Origin of the sequence: Bacillus cereus group sp. Bc031, assembly GCF_027716265.1 — a bacterium.
Taxonomy (GTDB): Bacteria; Bacillota; Bacilli; order Bacillales; family Bacillaceae_G; genus Bacillus_A; species Bacillus_A paranthracis.
Genome location: NZ_JAQFUL010000007.1, coordinates 46,138 through 69,332, shown reverse-complemented (window position 1 = coordinate 69,332; position 23,195 = coordinate 46,138). Strand labels below are relative to the sequence as shown.

Sequence of the window (23,195 nt, the reverse complement as noted above, 5' to 3'; positions counted from 1 at the left end):
CGAGATACAAACATTCATTATACTAAAAATTTATCAAAAAAGCTATTTTCTCGCTTTTTGATTTTGTAAATATGCTACATAATATTTAGCAGCCTCTACAGGATCTGTTTTTTCCATTTGTTTTATCTTGAAGATGATTTCCATCTTTTCAAGTTTTTCTTGATGACGTCTAAGCGTCTCCAAATGGCCTTGTAACACTTCTTCTGTGTATTCTGGATTAATAAATTCATCCGTCGAAATATCAGTAATAATATTTTTCAACTTTTCATCAGAGAGCCAACTTAAAAATGTTCCGACTGAAGGTTCATTTCCCTTTTCATAATATGCGTATAGTTCATATAAAATCCCTTTATGTTCTTCTGTATGAAAATCTTCTATGTGGGATTCCATACGAACGGCCACTTCTGGACTTTGCAACATATGGTAAATAATTTCTCTTTCTGCCCTTTCAAAACCTGTTAACTTCGGTTTTGTTTGAACAATTTGAGACGGCTTAGAAACCTGCTTTACTTGTTTTTGCTGTACCTTTTGTTCTTTGCGATATTGGTGCAATTGATTCAAAAGTGTTTCCATTGAATACGAAAATTCTTGCGATAATGACTTCAAATATGATTCTGCCTGCATCGCATCCTGTAACAACGATAACTCTTTTAAAACACTTTTCACATACTCTTCTTTGCCCGACTCATCTTGCAAATTTTTCCCTAAACGCAAATAATTTATTTTAAAACCAACAAAACTTATACTTGATTTCACAAGATTTTCAAAAGCAGTTGTCCCATATTGTTGCACATATTCATCAGGATCAAGCTTATCTGGCAAGGATGTAACTTTCACTTGGCAACCAACTTGCAACAATAATTGCCCTGCTTTCATCGTCGCTTCTCGCCCTGCTTTATCACCATCATAGCAAAGAACAACAGTTTCAACGTTACGTCGCAGAAGTTTTGCTTGTTCTTCAGTTAAAGCTGTTCCCATTGTCGCAACAGCTTCTTCCACACCACTTTTTACCGCAGCTAGTACGTCAGCATACCCTTCAAAAAGGACCACTTGCCCACGTTTTCTAATAAACGGCCTCGCTTGGTGGAAGTTATACAACAATTTACTTTTGTGAAAAATTGGTGTTTCTGGGCTATTTAAATATTTCGGAGTGTCATCTCCTAATGCCCTTCCACTAAACGCTATCACTTTACCTTGTAACGTATAGATTGGAAACATAACTCTTCCACGGAAGCGATCATAATGACTACCATCCTTCTCGCTTCTTATGAGAAGACCAGCTTGTTCCATACTTGATAGCGATAAACCTCTTTTTTGTAAGATTTTCGTTGCTGCATCCCAAGCAGGTGACGCATAACCAATTTCAAACTTCTCAATCATCTCTTTTGTAATACCACGTTTTAACAAATACGAAAGTGCTTCATTTCCTTCTTCTGTATTTACTAATAAATGATGATAATACTTTTTCAAAAGTTCATGAGCCTGTTGCATGATGACAGTGTCATCAGATATGTCTTCTTGTTGTCCTTGCCCTGATGTATACTCTGCAACCGCAATTCCATTTCTTTCACCTAGCTTTTGAACAGCTTCGGTAAAAGCCAGTCCTTCCATTTTCATTAGAAAGGAAAATACATTTCCACCTTCTCCACATCCGAAGCAATGAAAAATTTGCTTGTCAGATGAAACAGAGAATGAAGGAGAATTCTCACCATGAAACGGACAAAGGCCGAAATAGTTACGTCCCTGTTTTCTAAGTTGAACGTATTCACCAATCACTTCGACAATATCGGATGATGTCCGAATTTGTTCAACAACTTCTTCAGGAATTCTGTTCCCCATAACTCCATCTCCGTGTCGTATTTTGTATTCGATATAAATTAAAAAATTCCTTTATAATTCGACAATATTTTTTCTAAACTTATTAGAAAATGTTGTCGATCACGTTATCAAGCGATTTTGCAGACCCTTTTCTGCGTAACTTCGCAGATACGTACCTACTATATAAAATTGTATCCATTTGCTCATCTATTACAAATGTACCTCATGGAGACAATACATATGCACTTTTTCATAAGAAGACTAGCAAGCATCATATCCTATGTGATCACGAGATCTGTTTTTTGCATGTTGATACATATAAAGAAATCAACTTTTGCTTATTCAGCATCTACATAGATCCAAATTCCCTCGCTGCTTCCTTAAACGATGAGCATACGATGTGACAAACAAAATTTTGACATGAAATTTCGTTCCAGCTCGCACAATTGTCAGCCTTCACAGTATATGCATCTGCATCAACTCATACCATATTGATGTTTTGCATATTTCTGTATTCTACATCCCTTCTGCGAATCCTTCCATAATGTGCGTTTTCTTGTATAGATTTTGTCGATTTAACGTAATTACATGTCATTTCTTAAATCCTATCCCTAGTTTATTCTGAAAAATTAAAGTCTAAACGTAAAATATAGGTTTTTATCACAATTTTTTATTATAATATATTTTCTTCAACTACGCTACATATCCCTTTATTTTTTCATCTTCTATTTCAGGATAGCTAAACCCTACCTTTAGCATAATAAAAAGACCGAAAAATATAAGCATAACCACTTCGCTATCATCTATTACGAAATCAGCAGGCACTGTGTTTCTCACGAGCGAAAAAAGCACATTCACCTTTGGTAAATGTGCTAAAACATTTTTTGGTTTTGCACTGCATTCACAATAATGTTAGCTGTTTCTTCAATCGCTTTGTTCGATACATCAATTACTTGACAATTTATTTTACTAACTACATTCTCAAAGTGATCAATCTCTTCTTTAATACGATTAATATTGGCATATGTTGCTCCATCACTTAGTCCAAGTGATTTCAATCGCTCTTTTCGAATATGATTTAACTTCTCTGGCGTAATTTTCAAACCAAAGCATTTTTCTTTAGCCACTTGATATAATTCTTCAGGCGGATCTACTTCTGGTACTAGTGGTACGTTGGCAACTTTCAAACGTTTGTTATGAGCTAAATATTGAGAAAGTGGTGTTTTTGATGTGCGCGAAATCCCAATTAACACGATATCTGCTTTTAAAATACCCCGTGCATCTCTACCATCATCATACTTCACAGCAAACTCAATCGCTTCAATCTTTTTAAAGTATTCTTCATCTAACCTACGAACAACACCAGGCTCATATCTAGGCACTTGCCCGGTAATTTCTTCAATTTGATCGATTAGAGGACCAATAATATCATATGCCTCTACACCTTCTTTTGCAGCCTCTGTCACTAAATATTGGCGCATGTCAGGCTTTACTAACGTAAAACAAATAAGTGCTTGATTGCTCTTAGCAATCGATATCACTTCTTTTAATGTCCCTGTATCTTCTACATACGGCACACGTCTAATATCAGGAGCAAATGGGAATTGCCCCATTGCTGCTCGAACAACCAAATCAGCCGTTTCTCCTACAGAGTCAGATACGACATATACGATTTTATTATCCATTACATTACCTCACTTTAAACAAATTACACTTATTCGTTATTTACTAAGTTTACAAACGCACGTGTAATATTTGTTTTTGTAATTCGTCCAACCACTTCTAAACCTTGTTTCGTATCTTTTACAACTGGCATCGCATCAATCTGTCTTTCTATTAATTCCATCGCAATATCATATAAAGAATCTTCTCTACGACACATCGCAATGTTTGGCATCCTTGTCATGATAATATTAACCGGAAGTGAGGTTAAATCCTGCTTCCCTAAGCTAGCTCGTAATAAATCTTTACGAGATACAACGCCTACTAATAGAGTCGATTGATCTACAACGAATAATGTACCTACATCCTCTAAAAACATAGTACAAATCGCATCGTATACCGATACATTTTTATCAATTACAACCGGTCTAGATTGATAATCTTGTACTTTAATTTTCTTAACAGCTTCAGATAATAACTGCCCCCCAGTTTTACCCGTATAAAAATAACCTACGCGTGGACGTGCTTCTAAATAACCAGCCATCGTTAAAATTGCTAAGTCTGGTCTTAGCGTTGCACGTGTTAATCCCAATTGCGCAGCAATTGACTCCCCTGTAATAGGACCGTGATCTTTTACAATCTGAATGATATGTTCTTGCCGTTTATTCAGCTCTATGATAATCACCACCTTTAATGCACAACGAAAAAAGTTATACTATCTCTTAAATATTATATACTAAATATGCTATTCGAAAAAGAAAGGATGTAAAAAGGACCGTATACGGCCCCAAATTATATTTGAAACTTATCAAGTTGTTCTAAGAAACGTCTTGATTTCAAATAAATCCCGCAATATTCATCATAATATGTATTCAATACTAAACGCATTTGTTTTTTTGTGCTATCCTTCACTGATACATTGCCAAGTCTATGTAAATCGAAGTGGTAGAAAAGACGTAATAATTTATGAACGGCTTCCCCCACTGGTATACGATACTGATCTTGCTCAGCATGACGTGAGCACAGAAAGCCGCCCTCCCTAACAGAGAAGGCGACAAAATCTGTTTCTTGATGACAAATCGCACATGTATCAAAGTACGGGCGCATCCCTAATACCGGAAGCATTTTCGTTTGATAAATTAATGATAATACTTCTGGATCAACACCCTCACACATATAATGCAACGTTTGATATAACATTTCAAATAAATATGGATTATGTTTTTTATCTTCTGTTGCTTTATCAGTTAACTCAACAATAAATGATGCATAAGCAGTTAAAAATATATCCTCGCGAATTTCTTTCATAGTTGAAATAATCTCGCCTTGTTGCAAAGTTCCAAGTCCAGATCCCATTTGAATAAGAAAATGACCATGTGTCATAAGTTGCGAAACAGATGCTAACCGGCTTTTTGGTTTTTTCGCTCCTCTTGCCATTGCACTTACCTTACCCAATTCTCTTGAGAATATTGTAACAATCTTGTTCGTTTCTCCGTAATCTGTCGTACGGATAACGATGCCCTCAACTTTTTGAAACATGTTCGTCACCATCCAAGGTTTGAACAAAACGGGTCAAGAAATTGGAGAGTCTAGATGCGCTAGCTCCTCTTCATGTTGATCCATCTCATCGTTTACGTCTTTTTCCATTTCTTTCAAAAGCAAATACGTCTCAATACTTCCTGTTTTGGAGAAAAACTTCCAGGTAAAATCTAGCATAAGAATCCACCTTTCTCAATAAGCGTAGCCTATAAACCAATTTCCTTTGTTGTTATTAAATTGACCCATTTTGTCCATTTTCATGTGAGGAAAATTTTTCCTAATTTATCAAAACTCGTAAAAACCAATAATCAGCGGATGAACAAAACATCCGCTGATTACAGCTTTACTCTATTTTAATACTCGTCTTCGCGGAAACCAAGGTCACGAAGCTGAGACATTTTATTACGCCAATCTTTTTGCACTTTTACCCATACTTCTAAAAATACTTTAGAACCAAGTAATGCTTCAATATCAAAACGAGCTCGCTTACCGACTTCTTTTAACATCTTCCCTTGTTTTCCGATAATAATCCCTTTTTGCGACGGACGTTCCACAACAATCGTTGCATTAATATAAACTGCCCCGCCCTCACGTTTTTGAATTGCATCGATAACAACAGCTACAGAATGCGGCACTTCTTCACGTGTTAAATGTAGTACTTTCTCACGAATAAGCTCTGCAATAATAAATCTCTCCGGATGATCCGTTACTTGATTATCTGGGTAGTATTGTGGTCCTTCCGGTAAATACTTTTTAATTTTACCAATTAGGGCCTCTACGTTATTACCGTCTAATGCAGAAATTGGTACGATTTCTGCAAAGTCATGTAATTTGCGATATTGATCAATTAGCTCTAATAATTGTTCTGGGTGAACTTGGTCAATTTTATTAATAACTAAAAATACTGGTTGTTTCGTTTCTTTTAACTTCTCGATGATGAATTCTTCACCACGACCAAAGCCTTCAACAGCATTCACCATAAATAAAACGATATCAACTTCTTTTAATGTCGTTTGCGCCATCTTCACCATGAAGTCGCCTAGTTTATGTTTCGGTTTATGTATTCCTGGTGTATCAATAAAAATTACTTGTGAATCATTTTCTGTATATACACCTTGAATTTTATTACGAGTTGTTTGTGGCTTGTCACTCATAATAGCAATTTTTTGACCAATAATACGATTTAAAAATGTAGATTTCCCAACATTCGGTCTGCCAATAATAGAGACAAAACCTGATTTATAACCTTTTCTATTCATGTAAATCCTCCGCTAAAAATGCTCCTGGTAACAATTCCCCGACTGTTGTCTCTTGAACGTCACCATGTAAATTTGATAGGTATACTTTCGTATCCTGTTTACATAATTCTACCATAACTTGTCGACATGCTCCACAAGGAGGTACTGGACGCTTCGTATCCGCCACAATTGCGATAGCTACAAACTCTTTATCTCCTTCAGAAACCGCCTTAAATAAAGCTGTTCTTTCTGCACAGTTACATAAGCCATATGAAGCATTCTCAACATTACATCCACGATATACTTTTCCATCCTGCGTTAATAATGCTGCACCTACTTGAAATTTAGAATATGGTACGTACGCTTGTTTACGCGCTTCGATTGCTTCTTGAATTAATTGTTGACCATTCATATTCCCGCATCCTTCCTGTTCACAGCTGTGAATAGATACACTCTCTTATTAAAGGCCTTTACGGCACCTTCAAAGCTTAAGAAAAGCTTTGGAATGCAACTATACCACATACGGTAAAAAGATAATAGCACCAATTATAACGGCTATTATCGCGAACAATAAAACCGCTCCCGCCGCGACATCCTTTGCGACTTTCGCAAACGGATGTATATCGGTAGTCGCTAAATCTACTGTTTTTTCCACAGCCGTATTTACCATCTCTAAACTCATTACAATTCCTATTACAATAAGTAATACCATCCATTCTACTTTTGTAATATGGAAATAAAAGCCGCAGCATATAACAACAACTGCGGCTAAATAATGAATTTTCATATTTCGTTCATGACGAAGACAAAAGAATATACCGACTATAGCATACCCAAAACTATCTATAAGTTTTCCTTTTTTCATCGTCCTAATCCAAATGCTTCTAAAATTTCTTTTTGTCTTCCGAACATTTCTTTTTCATCCTCTTCTGTCATGTGGTCATAACCAAGTAAATGTAAAAAGCCATGTAACGCTAAAAAGCCAAGTTCACGATCAAAAGAATGTCCATACTCTTCAGCTTGTTCTTTCGCTCTCGGAATAGAAATAATAAGATCACCTAACATACGCGGCATCTCTACACCTACAATTTCCATTTCTCCTTCTCCCATTTCTTCCATAGCAAAAGAAATGACATCAGTAGGCTGATCCTTATCTCGGTAATCACGATTAATCTCGCGAATGCGTTCGTTATCTACAAATGTTACTGATAACTCTGCACCATCCTCTATTTTTTCCATTTGAGCTGCTTTTCCTAATATCTCACGAATTAAATTCACATACTCTTCTTTCACTTCTTCTGTTTCATCAATGAAATCAATTAATAAACTCATTCTTTCTCCTTATCTTCCGGTGGTTCCGGATATGTAATACGCGAATGGAAAATACCATTTAACGTTTCACATAACGTTTTTCCAACGATTTGTAGTTCCTTAAATGTCAAATCACATTCACTAAATTGCCCATCTTGCAGGCGATCTTTAATAATACTTTGTACTAAATTATTAATTTGATCTGGCGTTGGGTGATTCATAGAACGTACCGCTGCCTCAACACTATCCGCAATACCAACGATTGCCGATTCTTTAGAAGTTGCTTTTGATCCCGGATAACGGAACATCTCTTCTGTATATTTTTCTTTATCTTCTTTAATCGCCTTATAATAAAAATATTTCAGGAGCGTTGTACCATGGTGTTGTCCAGCAATATCGATAATTTCTTGCGGAATATGGTATTCTTCAAGCATCTTTACTCCATCGGTTACATGAGCAATGATAATATCTTTACTCGTCACAGGATCTAATTTATCATGCGGATTTTCAATTCCCATCTGGTTTTCAATAAAGAATTGTGGTTGTACTGTTTTTCCTACATCATGATAGTAAGCCCCTACACGCGCTAATACACCATTTGCTCCAACTGCTTCACAAGCCGCCTCAGAAAGATTTGCTACCATTACACTATGGTGATATGTCCCTGGCGCTTCTAATAAAATTCTACGCAACAGCGGATGATTCGGACTTGATAATTCCATAAGCTTCATACTTGATACAATTCCAAGTCCACTTTCTAAATATGGTAATATCCCCATAGCCAAAACGGATGAGATAATTCCTGAAAGGGAAGCCATTAATAATTGGGTACCAATTCCAAGAGGCGAAAAATTCCCATTACGTAATAATAATAACGCCGCCAAGACGACTACATTTAAGATTGAAACGAGTATACCAGCTTGTAAAATCATCGTACGACGATTTTTTTCTCTTAAGAAAATGCTCACTGATAATGAACTTAATAAAACATAAATGCCTACACTATAATTTAGTGTACTTGTTACTCCTTCATTAAACATAATACTTCCGCACACAGAAAAAATCATACTTGTTAAAAATACAAATCGATCGCCAATCATTAGTTTTACAAGTATCGTTCCCATCGCAACTGGGACAACATACGCAATTCCTGCATATTCAAGCTTTTGAAACAAACTAATAATTTTCATTAAAACAATCGTGATAGACAAAATTGTAATATACGCTAAAATGTACGGTTTGTCTTCTCTTTTCCGCTGTAAAAATACTTCAAACTGTTTATGCATAAAGTATAGTAACACACCAATGAGCACCGCTAATCCAACATAAGGCTGAAAACTATTACCTTTTTCTAATAAACCGACTAATTTCAACTGATTATACATATCACTTGAAATTGTTTCACCTTCTCTAACAATAACTTGTCCTTGAAGAATATAAACAGGTGGAACTAAATCTTCTTCTGCTTTCTTCTTCTCTTTCGTTACAGCCGGGTCATAGAAATAATTTGCTGTAATCGCATATGATCCTAGCGCATTCACAGCTTCTTTCAATCCGCTATTCACATTCAGGCTTTTCATTTCATTAACAAATCGCTCTTTCGCTGCCATTTCTTCGGACATTTTAATATTTCCACCCATGATAACGCTAACAGACGTTAAAGCCGCATTCTTTGCTAATTCTAATTGATCCGGTTCTGCATTAATAAAGTATAATAAATTCTCATCCGATAATTCCTTCGTTAAATTAGATGGCAACTTCTTCTTCAACTTTTCTAATTTATTCGCATCGGTCATCTTTTTTTGCTCTTCAGGTCCAGCAGCTTTCATCTCCTGAATTACTTCATTCACCTTAGCAAAAACATCATTTACAATATCTACTCTATTTTGTTTATATTCACTTCTATATGTATATTGATCCCCGACTTTTTGAGCGGCCTCTTGTTTTTTTCTTTCCGTTATAACCTTATCTTCAATTTTAATAGGAGAATGAATTGTTTTTTTCGCAATAGAATACATATCAACATCTAATTGCTCTGGTTTCACATTATTCATAAGTGCGAAAAACAGCATTGCTCCTAATAAAACGTAAGAAATCCAACTTAGTTTTTTCGAATGTTGTAAATTACGAAACCACTTAGAAATTTCTTGAGATCTTAACATGATTTCAATACCTTCTCCTCTCTAGAAATAAAGTGAAACTATTTATAGCTTTCATTTCTTCTAGCCAACGATACTTTTAGGTAACATTTTTATACACCAGTACCTATAGTTTATTTCTCTTATCTTTTATGATAGTAAAAAATATGCCGTTCGCCAACCTTAATACAAAAAGAAATGATCCTGACAAATAGGATCATTCCATTTTATCATATGCCTCAATAATACGTTGTACCAGTGGATGCCTTACAACGTCCGTTTGTTCTAACGTAATGAATGAAAGACCTGATACACCAAATAAAATGTTAGCGGCTAGCGTAAGCCCTGATTTTACCCCCTTTGGTAAGTCTACTTGTGAAGGGTCCCCCGTAATAACCATTTTAGAACTAAAACCTAATCTAGTTAAAAACATTTTTATTTGTGCACCCGTTGTATTTTGCGCTTCATCTAAAATAACAAATGAATCATCGAGCGTACGTCCTCTCATATAAGCAAGAGGCGCGATTTCAATTACACCTCTCTCCATCATACGCTGCGTATATTCTTGTCCAAGAATATCGTGCAGAGCATCATACAATGGACGTAAGTACGGATCTACCTTCTCTTTCAAATCACCTGGTAAAAATCCTAAACTTTCTCCAGCTTCTACAGCCGGTCTCGTTAAAATGATTTTCTTTACATACCCTTGCTTTAAAGCTCTTACAGCCATTACTACAGCTAAGTATGTTTTCCCAGTCCCGGCAGGTCCTATTCCAAATACAATATCATTTTTCTTCATTGCATGAATATATCTTCTTTGTCCCATCGTTTTTACACGAATGGATTTACCTTTTGCCGTTTTAAAGATTTCTTCTTCATATAACTCTTCAAATTGAGCAATTTTCCCTTGTTGTGCGAGCTGAATTGCATACGCAACATCTCTTTCTGTAATTGACACACCTTTTCGAATAACAACAAGTAGTTGTTGTAAGATTTTTTCTACGAGTGTCACAGTTTCAACTGCTCCAGATGCATGAACAGTTTCACCTCTAGTTACGATTGATACATTCAGTTCCCGTTCAATTACTTTCAAATGAGCATCATTGACTCCAAAAAGAGCAATTGCTTCGTTAGTATTTTCCAATTGTTGGTTCATTTCTACTAATTGTTCTGCCATTACTCAGTCTCCTTTAATATCGGATTCGGATATTGGTTGTGGCTCTGCAATATTTTCAATCACAGTATAATGCAAAGTGACTTTTAGTTGATCCGCCTCAACCTCTTTACTCAAAATCTTATCACTTACAATCATAGCATGTTCATCCAATTTTTTCTTTAGTTCTTTTTCGGCCATTTCTTTCGCTACTTTCATTGCCTGTTTTTCTGTATATTCTCGGTTCGCCTCTTCCTCTTCTCGCACTACATCTTTTTCATATGCAATCGGCAGTGTAAAACCAAATAATTTCACATCATGTTTTACACTTTCCGTACGAGAACGTTTATACTTATCATGCTGAAATCCCCATATTTTTATTTTTGTACTCCCAAATGTAAGGTAATGCTCATTATACGTATTACCAGTATATACTTGAAATTGCGTCTTGAGTGGTACATTCACCTCAGATGTGTACCACGTTTCTCCATATACAATACCTTTCGCCGAAACAATGGTTGGACTCTCCTCATTACCGTATATCCCTGATACGAGAAGCTGCCCTTTTTCTACATGATCATTTTTTAAAACGACTGGTTTTCCAACTTCAACAAATGTTTTTGTAACAATCGCTTCTTTTTTTGCCACTAAATTTTGCGGCCTTTGTTCTTTTTCTTTTTTCGGCTCATTTTTTTCAACAATTTTAAAATGGTACGTCGTTCCCCTTACTTCTAGTCCTGCCCAAGTAATCGCATTAATATTGTCCGTCAAATGACGTTGTACATCTTCTACACTAGGCATTTGGAATTGTAATTTTCCTTTTTTAATACCCATTTTGTCCAATTCTTTCATCAATATATATTCTGTTTCAGGTTTCGCTCCCGTAATTTCAATTTTCCAAACCATATTCGATAATGCAATCATACCAAAGAAGAAAATTAAAAAACCAATTAAGAATCCACTATTTTTAATTAAGCGCTTATTCCAAAATGGAAAACCGTAACGCCCAATAAAATATAGTTTACACTCATTTTTTCTATAAATCGGCTTTATTTTTTTCACATCTCGTAATAGCATACAAAAGACTAACGTTTCATCGGCGATTTTCTTAACGTCCCAAACTAATAATTTTCTACGCACACATTCGTTAACAAACCGCTCCGCTCCTCTACCTTCAATTCGTACCTTCACATATCCAAGCCACTTTATAAACCATTTATTTTTCATCTACTACCTTCACTACCTTTCCAAAAGTAGACACACTACTTTTCACTTTAATTAGCAAAATAGCTCGTACGAAAATGAAATAAAGAGTTTTATTTTCCATAAATAGCGGGATAAAGTGAGACTTTAATCAGCCCTCACCAATTGGACTTTAATGGATAGCCCGACCCCCACCTAACTTCTTTGCTTTCGCTGAATTTTGAGGCGGGGGCTTACTGCCCATTAAAGCGGGATAAACTTAAATAGTAGGGACAAATCATTAGAATAAAGAAGAAAAACTTCACATATGGAAGTTTCCCTTACTTCTCTTTCTGTTCGTCTTCTAAAAACGTCACTTGCTCAATTATCCCTTCAAGCAAAAGTTCTTCCGGAAGGATTGTTTTAATAACAAAGGACTGCCCCTTAATCAATAACTGACCATGTTTTAACAACAATCTTACTTCTTTATCTGAAAACACTAATAAACCTCGATGATTTTCTATATAGATATGCACTTGCCCAACAAGCGTGATCCGAGGTAGATCCATTAGCACATCCACTGGTAGGTCTATTTGCTTCGTTAACCAATTCTTCATTTGTTCTAATTTTTTCATCCCAAAAGACCCCCTCTCATCCCATATGTATGAAAAAAGAGCTTGTAATATCACGTCCAAACTGAAAAAAGCATAAAAAAACGTCTCATACGAAATGAGACGTTTTTTTATGCTAATAGCTGGATAACCAGCTTATTCACAAGCGATCCATCTGTTTTACCTTTTACTTTCGGCATAACAGCAGTCATCACCTTACCCATATCTGCTTTAGACGTCGCACCAACTTCAGAAATAACTTGCTTGATTATATCAACTAGCTCTTCTTCCGTTAATTGCTCCGGCAAATATGCGCTTAAAATCTGAATTTCACTTTGCAGTTTATTAACAAGGTCTTCACGACCAGCTTTTTTAAATTCAAGGAGGGAGTCCTTATGCTGTTTTACTTCACGAGCTAAAACTGTTAGTTCCTCTTCTTCAGTAAGAGTATGCTGTAGTTTAATACCTTCATTTTGTAAAGCAGCCTTAACCATACGAATGACGGTTAATTTTTCTTTTTGTTTATTCTTCATCGCTTGTTTCATATCATCGTTTAAACGACCGAGAAGACTCATAACTTACACCCTCTCTTAGAATTTACGCTTTCTTGCCGCTTCAGATTTCTTCTTACGTTTTACACTTGGTTTTTCATAAAACTCGCGCTTTCTTGCTTCAGCAAGTGTACCAGTTTTAGAAACCGATCTTTTAAAACGGCGAAGTGCATCCTCCAAAGACTCGTTTTTACGAACGACTGTTTTTGACATTCTCTTTCCCTCCCTCCGAAACATCACACTTACATACTAACTCCAGCATGCAAAAAGAAACACTTCTTCAGCATGTCTTTTACGATTATAATACATTTTATCACTTCAGGTCAACTATTTGACAGAATAAAAGAAGAATAGATGCTCTTCCTTTTTCAAAAACTATGCAGATAGATGTTATCTTTTCCCCTGAAGGCAACTATATTTTTGTCATTATACCTTTTTTCATGCAGAAACGTACGGAAAAACTACTCATTTCGTACATTTTCAGTACTTAACTTCTCCACTAAAAAAGAAAGCATGCAAATCGTTTCCGTTTGCATGCTTTTTTATCCCGATTGGTGCGGGCTAATAATGAGCGGGGAATGAATCCCACGCTCATTAAAGTTTCACTTTATGCGCTTGCTGATTCCTTTTTCACATCATCTTCAAGGACACGAACAAATTGCGCTTCGTTATATGGATAACCAGCTTTTGTGATTTTTACTTTCACTAATTTACCGATTAATTCTTCTGATCCTTCAAATACAATTTTCAAGTAGTTATCTGTATAACCTACATATAGGCCTTCACGGTCGCCCTCTTTAAATTGTTCTTCTGGAATAATTTCAAGTACTTCTCCTTCAAACTGTGATGCATACTCTTTCGCTAATTGATTAGATAGTTCAATTAAACGGTGAACACGATCATTCTTCACATCTTCAGGAACTTGATCTTCCATACGCGCTGCAGGTGTTCCTGTACGTTTTGAGTACGGGAATACGTGCAACTCAGAGAAGCGATTCTCTTTAATGAAATTGTATGTTTCCATGAATTCTTCTTCTGTTTCACCTGGGAAACCAACGATTACGTCTGATGTAATCGCAAGACCTGGTAACGCTTCTTTCAAACGATCTAAGCGCTCCTGGAAAAATTCCATCGTATATTTACGACGCATACGCTTTAATACAGTATTAGATCCAGATTGCAACGGAATGTGTAAATGACGTACAACTACTTCAGACTTATCTAACACTTCAATTACTTCATCTGAAATCTGACTCGCTTCAATAGAAGAAATACGAAGACGTTTTAATCCGTCTACTTCCGCTTCCATATCACGAAGTAATCCAGCTAAGTTATAATCTTTAATATCTTCACCGTATCCACCTGTATGAATACCTGTTAATACGATTTCCTTATAGCCTGCATCTACTAATTGCTGCGCTTGTTTAATAACTTCTTTCCCATCGCGAGAACGCATTAAACCACGCGCCCAAGGAATAATACAGAATGTACAGAAGTTATTACAACCTTCTTGTATTTTTAAAGATGCACGTGTACGATCCGTGAAGTAAGGTACATCCAGTTCTTCGTATACACGTGTTTTCATAATGTTGCGGACAGCATTAATTGGCTGACGCTCTTTACGGAATTCTTCGATGTATCCTAACATCTTTTCACGATCTTGTGTACCAACTACAATATCTACACCTGGAATCGCCATAATTTCCGCTGGAGATGTTTGTGCATAACATCCCGTTACACAAATAACCGCATCTGGGTTTTGACGAACAGCACGTCTAATAACTTGACGACTTTTCTTATCTCCCGTATTTGTTACTGTACATGTATTGATAACATATACATCAGCTTTCTTTTCATATTCAGTTCTTTCATATCCACCTTGTTTAAACAATTGCCAAATGGCTTCTGTTTCATAGTGGTTTACTTTACAACCTAACGTATGGAACGCAACAGTTGACATTGATCATCACCCCATCAATTCAAAATGATACGAAGCAGCACTTAACGCGTATAACGGCGCCGTTTCTGTTCTTAAAATTCTTGGTCCTAAACTACATGGTACAAATTTATGTTCACGAAGCGCTGTAATCTCTTCCTCAGCTAAACCGCCTTCTGGGCCAAATACAATCAATAGCTTTTGACCTGGTTTCATCATCGTTAAAGCTTTCGCAAAATTAGATTTCTCGCCTTGTTTCGCTTCCTCTTCGTAAGCAACAAGGCAAACATCATACTCACCACTCATTGACAGCAATTGTTTAAACGATGCTGGGGTGTGTACTTCTGGAATTTCACTTCTATGTGATTGTTCCGCAGCTTCTTTCACAATTTTTCTTAAACGCTCAACTTTTTTATCAGCTTTTTTCGCATCCCATTTTACGATAGAGCGAGATGCTTGAAATGGTAAGAATGCAGCTGCCCCAAGCTCAGTTCCTTTTTGAAAAATTAACTCTAGCTTGTCTCCTTTCGGCAGTCCACTTGCAATCGTCACGAAAACAGGAAGTTCACTTGACGTCTCTACCCATTCTACAATAGCCGTATGAATAAATTCACTGGTAATTTCATCAATTGAACATACGGCTGTTTTTCCGTTTACACAGCAATAAATGTGATCACCAGCTGACATACGCATCACTCTTGCTATATGATGTACGTCATCACCTACAATGCGAATACTTGTCTCATTTACATATTTCTCTTCTACAAAATAACGTTGCATATAATCACCTTAGTAGAGTTTCGTTCCTTTCGTAAGCCAATACTTACGAAAAGAACGAAACATTATCATTTTTCATATAACAAACGGCAAGTCCCTCACCTTATAGTGAGAGACTCCCCTTTTCATTATAAACTAAAATCTATATTACGCATTTCGTGCAATAATTGCTACCCAATCTTCCATTCGCAACACTTCTTCAATTGTAAATCCAGCTTTTTCTAGCGCTTCAGAAATTACTTTTTCCTTTGCAGCAATAATGCCCGATGTAATAAATAATCCGCCTGACTTCACAACTCTTGCTGCATCTTCAGGGAATAAAAGAATAATTTCTGCTAATAAGTTAGCTACGATTAAATCAACAGGACCTTCAATACCCTCTAAAAGACTATTTTGTCCAACAGTCACGATATCATCTGTTTTATTTAAACGTACATTCATTTCTGCACTTTCAACCGCAACCGGATCTAAATCATATGCTTGAACAGAAGACGCACCTAGTTTTGCTGCTGCAATACTCAGCACACCAGAACCTGTTCCTACATCAATGATTGTGTTACCTGGCTGTACTGTTTTTTCTAAAGCACGGATACACATCGTTGTTGTTGGATGAGTTCCTGTCCCAAACGCCATACCTGGATCTAATTCAATAATTTTTTCTTCCGGAGAAGATGGTGTATATTCTTCCCAAGTCGGTACAATTGTGAATGTATCAGAAATTTGTACTGGATGGTAATATTTTTTCCAAGCAGTAGCCCAATCTTCTTCATTGACTTCGTTAACGGTAATATTTCCAGTACCAATTTCGATGTCGTAAGATGGAAGCACATCAATAGATGATTTTACACCTGCAATTGTTTCATGTAAAGAATCCGTTTGCGGGAAATATGCTTTTATTAACACACCTTCTGCCGGATACTCATCTGGGTTCAATGCATAAATTTCACCATATTGTTGCTCGCGCTCTTTCGTCAACTCCGCTGGGTCCTCAATCGCAACTCCACTAGCACCAGCTTCATGTAAAATATGAGAGACAGCTTCTACTGCTTCTTCTGTTGTATGAATACTAATTTCTGACCATTTCACAATTTACCAACTCCATTTTTTATTTCCATTATTCCCCTTTGAAAGCACGTTTAAGCTTTCCGAATAAACTATCATCCTGCTCTTCTTGTCCTGCAAATTCACGCAATAAATCTTTTTGCTGTGAAGTTAATTTCGTCGGTACAACAACACGCACGACTACATATTGATCTCCTTGACCGTATCCACGTACGTTCGGAGCACCCTTTCCTTTTAGGCGGAATTCTGTTCCTGTTTGTGTTCCTGCTGGAATTTTCAGCTTCACTTTACCATGAACAGTAGGAACTTCTACTTCATCACCAAGTGCCATTTGCGCAAATGTTAATGGCATTTCGCAAATAATGTGATCTCCTTCGCGCTCAAAGAATTCATGATTTCTTACATGAACAACAACATATAAATCTCCTGCTGGGCCGCCATTTACGCCCGCTTCACCTTTTCCAGATACGCGGATTTGTTGACCATTATCGATACCTGCTGGAATTTTAACATTGATTTTTTTACGTTTACGAACTTTACCAGAACCGTGGCATGTCGTACATTTTTCTTTAATGATTTGCCCAGTTCCTGAACAATGACCGCAAGCTTGACGGTTTACGATACGACCAAATGGTGTATTTTGTTCTACACTTACTTGCCCTGATCCTGAGCAATGTTTACATGTTTCTTTTGAAGTTCCTGGTTTTGCCCCGCTACCTTTACAAGTATCACATGGATCTTCTACTGGAATCTCAACATTTAACTCTTTACCAAAAATAGCTTCTTCAAAATCTAAAGTGACTTGATATTGTAAGTCAGCACCTTGGCGCGGAGCATTTGGATCACGACGTCTGCCGCCACCGCCGCCAAAGAATGAACTAAAGATATCTTCAAAACCGAAGCCACCACCGAAGTCTCCTCCGCCGCCAAAGCCACCGAAGCCTTGATTAGCACCAGCATGACCAAATTGATCATATTGCGCACGCTTTTGATCGTCGCTTAATACTTCGTATGCTTCTTGTACTTCTTTAAACTTTTCAATTGCATTTTCTTCTTTACTTACGTCTGGATGGTATTTTTTAGCCAAACGACGATACGCTTTTTTTATTTCATCTTTTGAAGCACCCTTGCTAAGTCCAAGGACCTCATAATAATCTCGTTTACTCATAAATTTACAACCCCCGAATCTTTCACATAAACGTAATTTTAACACCGAAAGAAAGTGCTTTGCAACAAAGTTTCCTCACTTACAGTATGCAAAGTAAAAAACTTAAGACCCTCACACATTCCTTCTCATTCGTGAAAAAAGCCAAAGCCAAGGCACGCTTGACTTTGACTTTTTGTCATCTTACTTATTATGTTTAAAGTTGAATTACTTGTCTTCTTTTACTTCTTCAAACTCAGCGTCTACTACATTGTCTTTCTTCGCGCCAGCATCTTGTGCTCCTTGTGCACCTTCTGCTTGCCCTGCAGCTGCTTGAGCTTGCTCATATAGTTTAACAGTTAGTTGTTGTACGATTTCTTGTAAAGCGTCTTTTTTCGCACGGATTTCCTCAAGCTCGTTCTTCTCAATCGCAGCTTGTAATGCTTCTTTCGCTTCTGTTGCTTTTGCAACTTCAGCTGCATCTACTTTACCTTCTAAATCTTTTACAACTTTATCTGTTTGGAATACAAGTTGGTCAGCTTCGTTACGAAGTTCAACTTCTTCCTTACGTTTTTGGTCAGCGTCAGCGTTTGCTTCTGCTTCTTTTACCATACGATCTACTTCTTCATCAGAAAGACCTGAAGAAGATTGGATTGTAATAGCTTGTTCTTTGCTTGTTCCTAAATCTTTTGCACGTACGTTAACGATACCGTTCGCATCAATATCGAATGTTACTTCGATTTGTGGAATACCACGTGGTGCTGGTGGGATATCCGTTAATTGGAAACGTCCTAACGTTTTGTTGTCAGCTGACATTGGACGCTCACCTTGTAATACGTGAATGTCTACTGCTGGTTGGTTATCAGCAGCTGTTGAGAATACTTGTGATTTACTCGTTGGAATTGTAGTGTTACGCTCGATTAATTTCGTGAACACACCACCCATAGTTTCAATACCTAAAGAAAGTGGAGTTACATCTAATAATAGTACGCCTTCTACATCACCAGTAAGTACGCCACCTTGAACTGCAGCACCTAATGCTACAACTTCATCCGGGTTTACACCTTTATATGGTTCTTTACCAGTTTCACGTTTAATAGCTTCTTGTACAGCTGGGATACGAGTAGAACCACCTACAAGGATAACGCGATCTAATTCACTTGCAGATAGACCAGCATCTTTTAAAGCACGACGAGTTGGTTCTAATGTTCTTTCAACAAGGTTTGCTGAAAGCTCTTCGAATTTCGCTCTTGTTAATGTTAATTCTAAGTGTAATGGACCAGCAGCCCCAGCACTAATGAATGGCAATGAAATTTGTGTTTGTGTTACACCTGAAAGATCTTTTTTCGCTTTTTCAGCTGCATCTTTCAAACGTTGAAGTGCCATTTTATCTTGGCTTAAATCAATGTTATTTTCTTTTTTGAACTCAGCTACTAAGTGATCAATGATAACTTGGTCAAAGTCATCTCCACCAAGACGGTTGTCACCAGCAGTTGAAATAACTTCAAATGTTCCATCTGCTAACTCAAGGATAGATACGTCAAATGTACCGCCACCTAAGTCATATACTAAGATTTTTTGCTCTTCATCTTGTTTTTCTAAACCGTAAGCAAGCGCTGCTGCTGTTGGTTCGTTAATGATACGCTCAACTTCTAAACCAGCGATACGACCAGCATCTTTCGTTGCTTGACGCTCTGCATCGTTGAAGTATGCAGGTACTGTAATAACAGCTTTCGTTACTGTTTCACCTAAATATGCTTCAGCAGAAGCTTTTAAGTTTTGTAAAATGATTGCAGAAATTTCTTGAGGTGTATATTCTTTACCTTCAATTTCTACTTTGTAGTCTGTACCCATATGACGTTTAACAGACATGATTGTATTTGGGTTTGTAATTGCTTGACGCTTTGCTACTTCCCCAACTTGACGTTCTTCATTTTTGAAAGCTACAACAGAAGGTGTTGTACGGTTTCCTTCTGGATTTGGGATAACCTTTGGTTCTCCACCTTCCATAACAGCTACACAAGAGTTTGTTGTACCTAAGTCAATACCGATAATTTTACTCATGGCGAATCCTCCTACTTTTATGTAAATTATTGATTTACTTTTACCATCGATGGGCGAATTACACGGTCTTTTAATTTATAACCTTTTTGGAATTCTTCCACAACCGCATTTGATTCAAATTCGCTGTCTTCTACTTGCATAACAGCTTGGTGTTCATGAGGATCAAACTGTTTACCAACAGCTTCAATCGCTTCTACACCTTCTTTTGTCATCGCTTCTAACAATTGACGATATACCATTTCCATCCCTTGTAATAAGGACTTCATTTGCTCATCAGTTGCTTCCACTTGCATCGCTCTTTCAAAATTATCAAGAGCTGGCAAAATATCTGAAACAAGACTTTGTGCTCTATATTTTTCAGCAGCCTGTTTATCCATTTGAACACGACGCTTATAATTTTCAAAATCAGCTTGTAGACGTAGCATACGGCCTTCCGTTTCCGTCAGTTTCGCTTGCAATTCATCTACTTTTTCTTGTAAAAGAGCAGCCTCACTTTTTTCTTCAACAGTTTCTTCGCTGTCTTCAGATGTTACGGCTTCTTCAACTTGTGCTTCTTTCACTTCTTCTACAACTTGTTCGTTACGCTCTTCCACAATTTTCACCTCCTTAAAAGGTATTAGGTATCATGCATAGCATGATTACCTAAGTATAGTTATATATTACACACAGTGATGTATTGCTTATCACTTGAGCGAATGTATTCTTCTTTATTCTTTATTTTTTTAGTCCATCTGTAATTTGCCTTGTAAATAACTGCAACAAACTAATTACACGAGAGTATTGCATTCTCGTTGGACCTAAAATTGCAATTGTTCCAAGTTGTTCTTCTCCAATCGAATATGTTGCAGAAATCAAACTACAATCTTCCATGGCTGTCGCAGAGTTTTCCCTACCAATTTTCACTTGAATACCAACTTGTTTATGACGCAAAATATCATAAAACTCAGCTTCGTTATCAATCATGGTAAGTAAAGATCTAACTTTTTGAATGTCATGAAACTCTGGTTGCGAAAGCATATTTGCCTTCCCTCCAAAGTATATCTTTTCCGATAACGGAACTTGAAATGTACCATCCAATATTTTTATTGCACTATCGTAATTATGAACATACCCACGCAATACCGTAACAATCTCCTTAAAGATTTTATTATGGAGTTCCGACATTGGTACGCCCGATAGCTTTTCATTTAAAATATTAACCATTTTTTCTAAATCTGATAAATCAACAGATTCCGGAACGGTAATCGTTTTGCTTTGTACATGCCCTGTATCCGTTACAATAATAGCGACTGCGGTTTGACGATCAAGCGGAACAATTTGTACGTTTTTAAGTTTATTTGTGCTTAACTTCGGTCCAAGAACAATGGCCGTATAATTTGTAAGCTCTGATAAAATTTGAGCTGATTGTTGTGCAATCTTTTCCGCTTCAAAAATTCTTTCAGCAAATAAATCTTTAATTTGTACAATTTCATCGTTCGGTAAATTTTGCGGCGCTAAAAGATGGTCTACATAAAATCGGTATCCTTTTTCAGAAGGAACACGTCCAGAAGAACTGTGCGTCTTCTCAATAAATCCTAGTTCCTCTAAATCAGCCATTTCATTTCGTATAGTAGCTGAACTAAATGTAATTTCATCTTTTTTAGCCAACGTCCTTGACCCAACAGGTTGCGCTGATCCAATAAAGTCATCAATAATTGTTTGTAAAATTAAGAGCTGACGTTCCGTAAGCATCTCATCATCACCTCTGTTAGCACTCTTTGTCTTCGAGTGCTAAATCTATTAATAACTTACCAAAATTGACATTCAATTGTCAACGGAAACGTCACGAAATAATGAAACTTTTTCACGTTAATGGAACATTTAATTAGTCAATCAAAAATGATTGGAATACTTCATTCCCTAATAATTTTCCTTTTCGCGTTAAACGAACATATCCATCGCTCTCTTCAAGCAATCCTTGTTCTTGGTTGTTTTGTAACTGCTTCGCGAAAACTTGATCCATTTCCATATTAAATTTCTTTTGAAACGCTATTTTAGATACACCTTTTGTTTTTCGGAGTCCTAAGAACAATTCTTCTTCCATTTTTTCTTTCTCCGTCACCACGTGAACATCTAAATACGGAAATCCGGTTTCATCGATTTTATTGAAATATTGCTTGAGCGGCCCTACATTTTGGATACGTTCTCCATTTACATAACTATGCGCTCCAGCTCCAAATCCATAATACTCTTCATTATTCCAGTATGTGAGATTATGTCTACTTTCATTATTACCTTTTGAAAAATTACTAATTTCATACTGGGTATAGCCATGTTTCTCCATTTCATCCATTACCATTTCGTACATTTTCGCTTCATGGTCTTCACCTGGAAGTCTTAATTTCCCTTTATTCATTAAGTTATAAAATACTGTTTTCGGTTCCACAATTAATGAATATGCCGAGAAATGTTGTACACCAAGCGTAAAAGCAATGTCTAATGTTTCTTTTACATCTTCTATCGTCTGTCCTGGCAGAGCATAAATAATATCTACATTTATATTTTTAAAGCCTACTTCCTGCGCTTCTCTAATTGCTACAAACGCATCTTCTCTCGTATGCTTACGTCCAATTTTCTCAAGCAATTCATCTCGAAATGTTTGCACCCCAAAACTAATTCGGTTCACTCCACCTTCTAGCAATACATTTAATTTCTCTTTCGGCAAATCACCTGGATTCGCTTCAAATGTTAATTCACAATTCGGGGCAAACGGACGTAAACGACGATTTATAATATTTAATAATTTCTTTGTCTGTTCCATATTTAATGCTGTTGGAGTTCCCCCGCCAACAAAAATCGTTTTCATACTATCAAACGGTACCTTTTGAACTGTATTTATTATTTCTTTCTCTAAATACTCTAAATATTGATCGACCGGCTGGCGTTCAATAAACACTTTATTAAAATCACAATAGTGACAAATATGCTGACAAAACGGAATATGAATATATGCAGCTTGCACCAAAAATA

General features: G+C 36.6%; 24 protein-coding genes. All 24 read right to left on the bottom strand.

The genetic code is table 11. The features are described from left to right. Positions 1–42: 42 nt before the first annotated feature. The 24 genes from dnaG to hemW all read right to left on the bottom strand — a co-directional run bounded on the left by dnaG (position 43) and on the right by hemW (position 23,190). Positions 43–1,839, bottom strand: a complete 1,797-nt coding sequence (dnaG, locus tag PDQ33_RS04765; protein ID WP_000528216.1) for a DNA primase — start codon at positions 1,837–1,839, stop codon at positions 43–45. A 672-nt stretch (positions 1,840–2,511) separates the two neighbouring features. Further along, the gene (locus PDQ33_RS04760) at positions 2,512–2,643 is read right to left on the bottom strand and encodes a hypothetical protein (RefSeq protein ID WP_270406385.1); all 132 of its coding nucleotides are present in this window, start codon (positions 2,641–2,643) and stop codon (positions 2,512–2,514) included. A 47-nt stretch (positions 2,644–2,690) separates the two neighbouring features. Next, positions 2,691–3,503, bottom strand: coding sequence for a pyruvate, water dikinase regulatory protein (locus PDQ33_RS04755; RefSeq protein WP_000368943.1), 813 nt, complete (start codon positions 3,501–3,503; stop codon positions 2,691–2,693). A 29-nt stretch (positions 3,504–3,532) separates the two neighbouring features. Beyond that, positions 3,533–4,165 (bottom strand): helix-turn-helix transcriptional regulator, encoded by a 633-nt coding sequence (locus PDQ33_RS04750; protein WP_000583759.1) that lies wholly within the window; start codon positions 4,163–4,165, stop codon positions 3,533–3,535. A gap of 107 nt (positions 4,166–4,272) precedes the next feature. Continuing rightward, a complete protein-coding gene (recO, locus tag PDQ33_RS04745; protein WP_000487010.1) occupies positions 4,273–5,019 on the bottom strand; it encodes a DNA repair protein RecO in 747 nt (248 codons plus the stop codon). 33 nt (positions 5,020–5,052) lie between these two features. Then, a complete protein-coding gene (locus tag PDQ33_RS04740) occupies positions 5,053–5,196 on the bottom strand; it encodes a YqzL family protein (protein WP_000883924.1) in 144 nt (47 codons plus the stop codon). Positions 5,197–5,372: 176 nt separating this feature from the next. After that, on the bottom strand, positions 5,373–6,278 hold the full coding sequence (gene era, locus PDQ33_RS04735) for a GTPase Era (RefSeq protein ID WP_270392655.1): 906 nt from the start codon (positions 6,276–6,278) through the stop codon (positions 5,373–5,375). After that, positions 6,271–6,669, bottom strand: a complete 399-nt coding sequence (locus PDQ33_RS04730) for a cytidine deaminase (protein ID WP_001014347.1) — start codon at positions 6,667–6,669, stop codon at positions 6,271–6,273. The genes era and PDQ33_RS04730 overlap by 8 nt, the downstream gene beginning before the upstream one ends. Before the next feature lie 99 nt (positions 6,670–6,768). Continuing rightward, positions 6,769–7,122, bottom strand: a complete 354-nt coding sequence (locus PDQ33_RS04725; RefSeq protein ID WP_000715482.1) for a diacylglycerol kinase family protein — start codon at positions 7,120–7,122, stop codon at positions 6,769–6,771. Continuing rightward, complete coding sequence (gene ybeY / locus PDQ33_RS04720) at positions 7,119–7,589, bottom strand: rRNA maturation RNase YbeY (protein WP_000054692.1); 471 nt, start codon at positions 7,587–7,589, stop codon at positions 7,119–7,121. The genes PDQ33_RS04725 and ybeY overlap by 4 nt, the downstream gene beginning before the upstream one ends. Beyond that, positions 7,586–9,730, bottom strand: a complete 2,145-nt coding sequence (locus PDQ33_RS04715; RefSeq protein WP_270392658.1) for an HD family phosphohydrolase — start codon at positions 9,728–9,730, stop codon at positions 7,586–7,588. Before PDQ33_RS04715 ends, ybeY begins: the two co-directional genes overlap by 4 nt. A 193-nt stretch (positions 9,731–9,923) precedes the next feature. After that, on the bottom strand, positions 9,924–10,883 hold the full coding sequence (locus PDQ33_RS04710) for a PhoH family protein (RefSeq protein WP_270754893.1): 960 nt from the start codon (positions 10,881–10,883) through the stop codon (positions 9,924–9,926). Positions 10,884–10,886: 3 nt separating this feature from the next. After that, positions 10,887–12,086 (bottom strand): sporulation protein YqfD, encoded by a 1,200-nt coding sequence (gene yqfD / locus PDQ33_RS04705; RefSeq protein WP_270754895.1) that lies wholly within the window; start codon positions 12,084–12,086, stop codon positions 10,887–10,889. A gap of 296 nt (positions 12,087–12,382) precedes the next feature. Next, a complete protein-coding gene (gene yqfC / locus PDQ33_RS04700; protein ID WP_000732266.1) occupies positions 12,383–12,676 on the bottom strand; it encodes a sporulation protein YqfC in 294 nt (97 codons plus the stop codon). Positions 12,677–12,783: 107 nt separating this feature from the next. Next, entirely contained in the window at positions 12,784–13,227 is a 444-nt protein-coding gene (locus tag PDQ33_RS04695; protein ID WP_000054571.1) for a GatB/YqeY domain-containing protein, read from the bottom strand. 15 nt (positions 13,228–13,242) lie between these two features. Beyond that, entirely contained in the window at positions 13,243–13,416 is a 174-nt protein-coding gene (rpsU, locus tag PDQ33_RS04690; RefSeq protein WP_000048061.1) for a 30S ribosomal protein S21, read from the bottom strand. A gap of 394 nt (positions 13,417–13,810) precedes the next feature. After that, complete coding sequence (gene mtaB, locus PDQ33_RS04685) at positions 13,811–15,163, bottom strand: tRNA (N(6)-L-threonylcarbamoyladenosine(37)-C(2))-methylthiotransferase MtaB (protein WP_000108677.1); 1,353 nt, start codon at positions 15,161–15,163, stop codon at positions 13,811–13,813. A gap of 6 nt (positions 15,164–15,169) precedes the next feature. Continuing rightward, positions 15,170–15,919 carry a 16S rRNA (uracil(1498)-N(3))-methyltransferase gene (locus PDQ33_RS04680; RefSeq protein WP_001190152.1) on the bottom strand — a complete coding sequence of 250 codons (750 nt, stop codon included), beginning with the start codon at positions 15,917–15,919 and terminating at the stop codon, positions 15,170–15,172. Positions 15,920–16,063: 144 nt separating this feature from the next. After that, positions 16,064–17,002 (bottom strand): 50S ribosomal protein L11 methyltransferase, encoded by a 939-nt coding sequence (gene prmA / locus PDQ33_RS04675; RefSeq protein ID WP_000872108.1) that lies wholly within the window; start codon positions 17,000–17,002, stop codon positions 16,064–16,066. A 28-nt stretch (positions 17,003–17,030) separates the two neighbouring features. Next, positions 17,031–18,146, bottom strand: coding sequence for a chaperone protein DnaJ (gene dnaJ, locus PDQ33_RS04670; RefSeq protein ID WP_000043935.1), 1,116 nt, complete (start codon positions 18,144–18,146; stop codon positions 17,031–17,033). Between the two features lie 204 nt (positions 18,147–18,350). Beyond that, positions 18,351–20,186 (bottom strand): chaperone protein DnaK, encoded by a 1,836-nt coding sequence (gene dnaK / locus PDQ33_RS04665; protein WP_000034690.1) that lies wholly within the window; start codon positions 20,184–20,186, stop codon positions 18,351–18,353. Positions 20,187–20,212: 26 nt separating this feature from the next. Then, entirely contained in the window at positions 20,213–20,779 is a 567-nt protein-coding gene (gene grpE, locus PDQ33_RS04660; RefSeq protein ID WP_044793782.1) for a nucleotide exchange factor GrpE, read from the bottom strand. 121 nt (positions 20,780–20,900) lie between these two features. Next, positions 20,901–21,917, bottom strand: coding sequence for a heat-inducible transcriptional repressor HrcA (hrcA, locus tag PDQ33_RS04655; protein WP_000954950.1), 1,017 nt, complete (start codon positions 21,915–21,917; stop codon positions 20,901–20,903). Positions 21,918–22,050: 133 nt separating this feature from the next. Beyond that, on the bottom strand, positions 22,051–23,190 hold the full coding sequence (gene hemW / locus PDQ33_RS04650; RefSeq protein WP_025991619.1) for a radical SAM family heme chaperone HemW: 1,140 nt from the start codon (positions 23,188–23,190) through the stop codon (positions 22,051–22,053). Between the last annotated feature and the right edge of the window lie 5 nt (positions 23,191–23,195).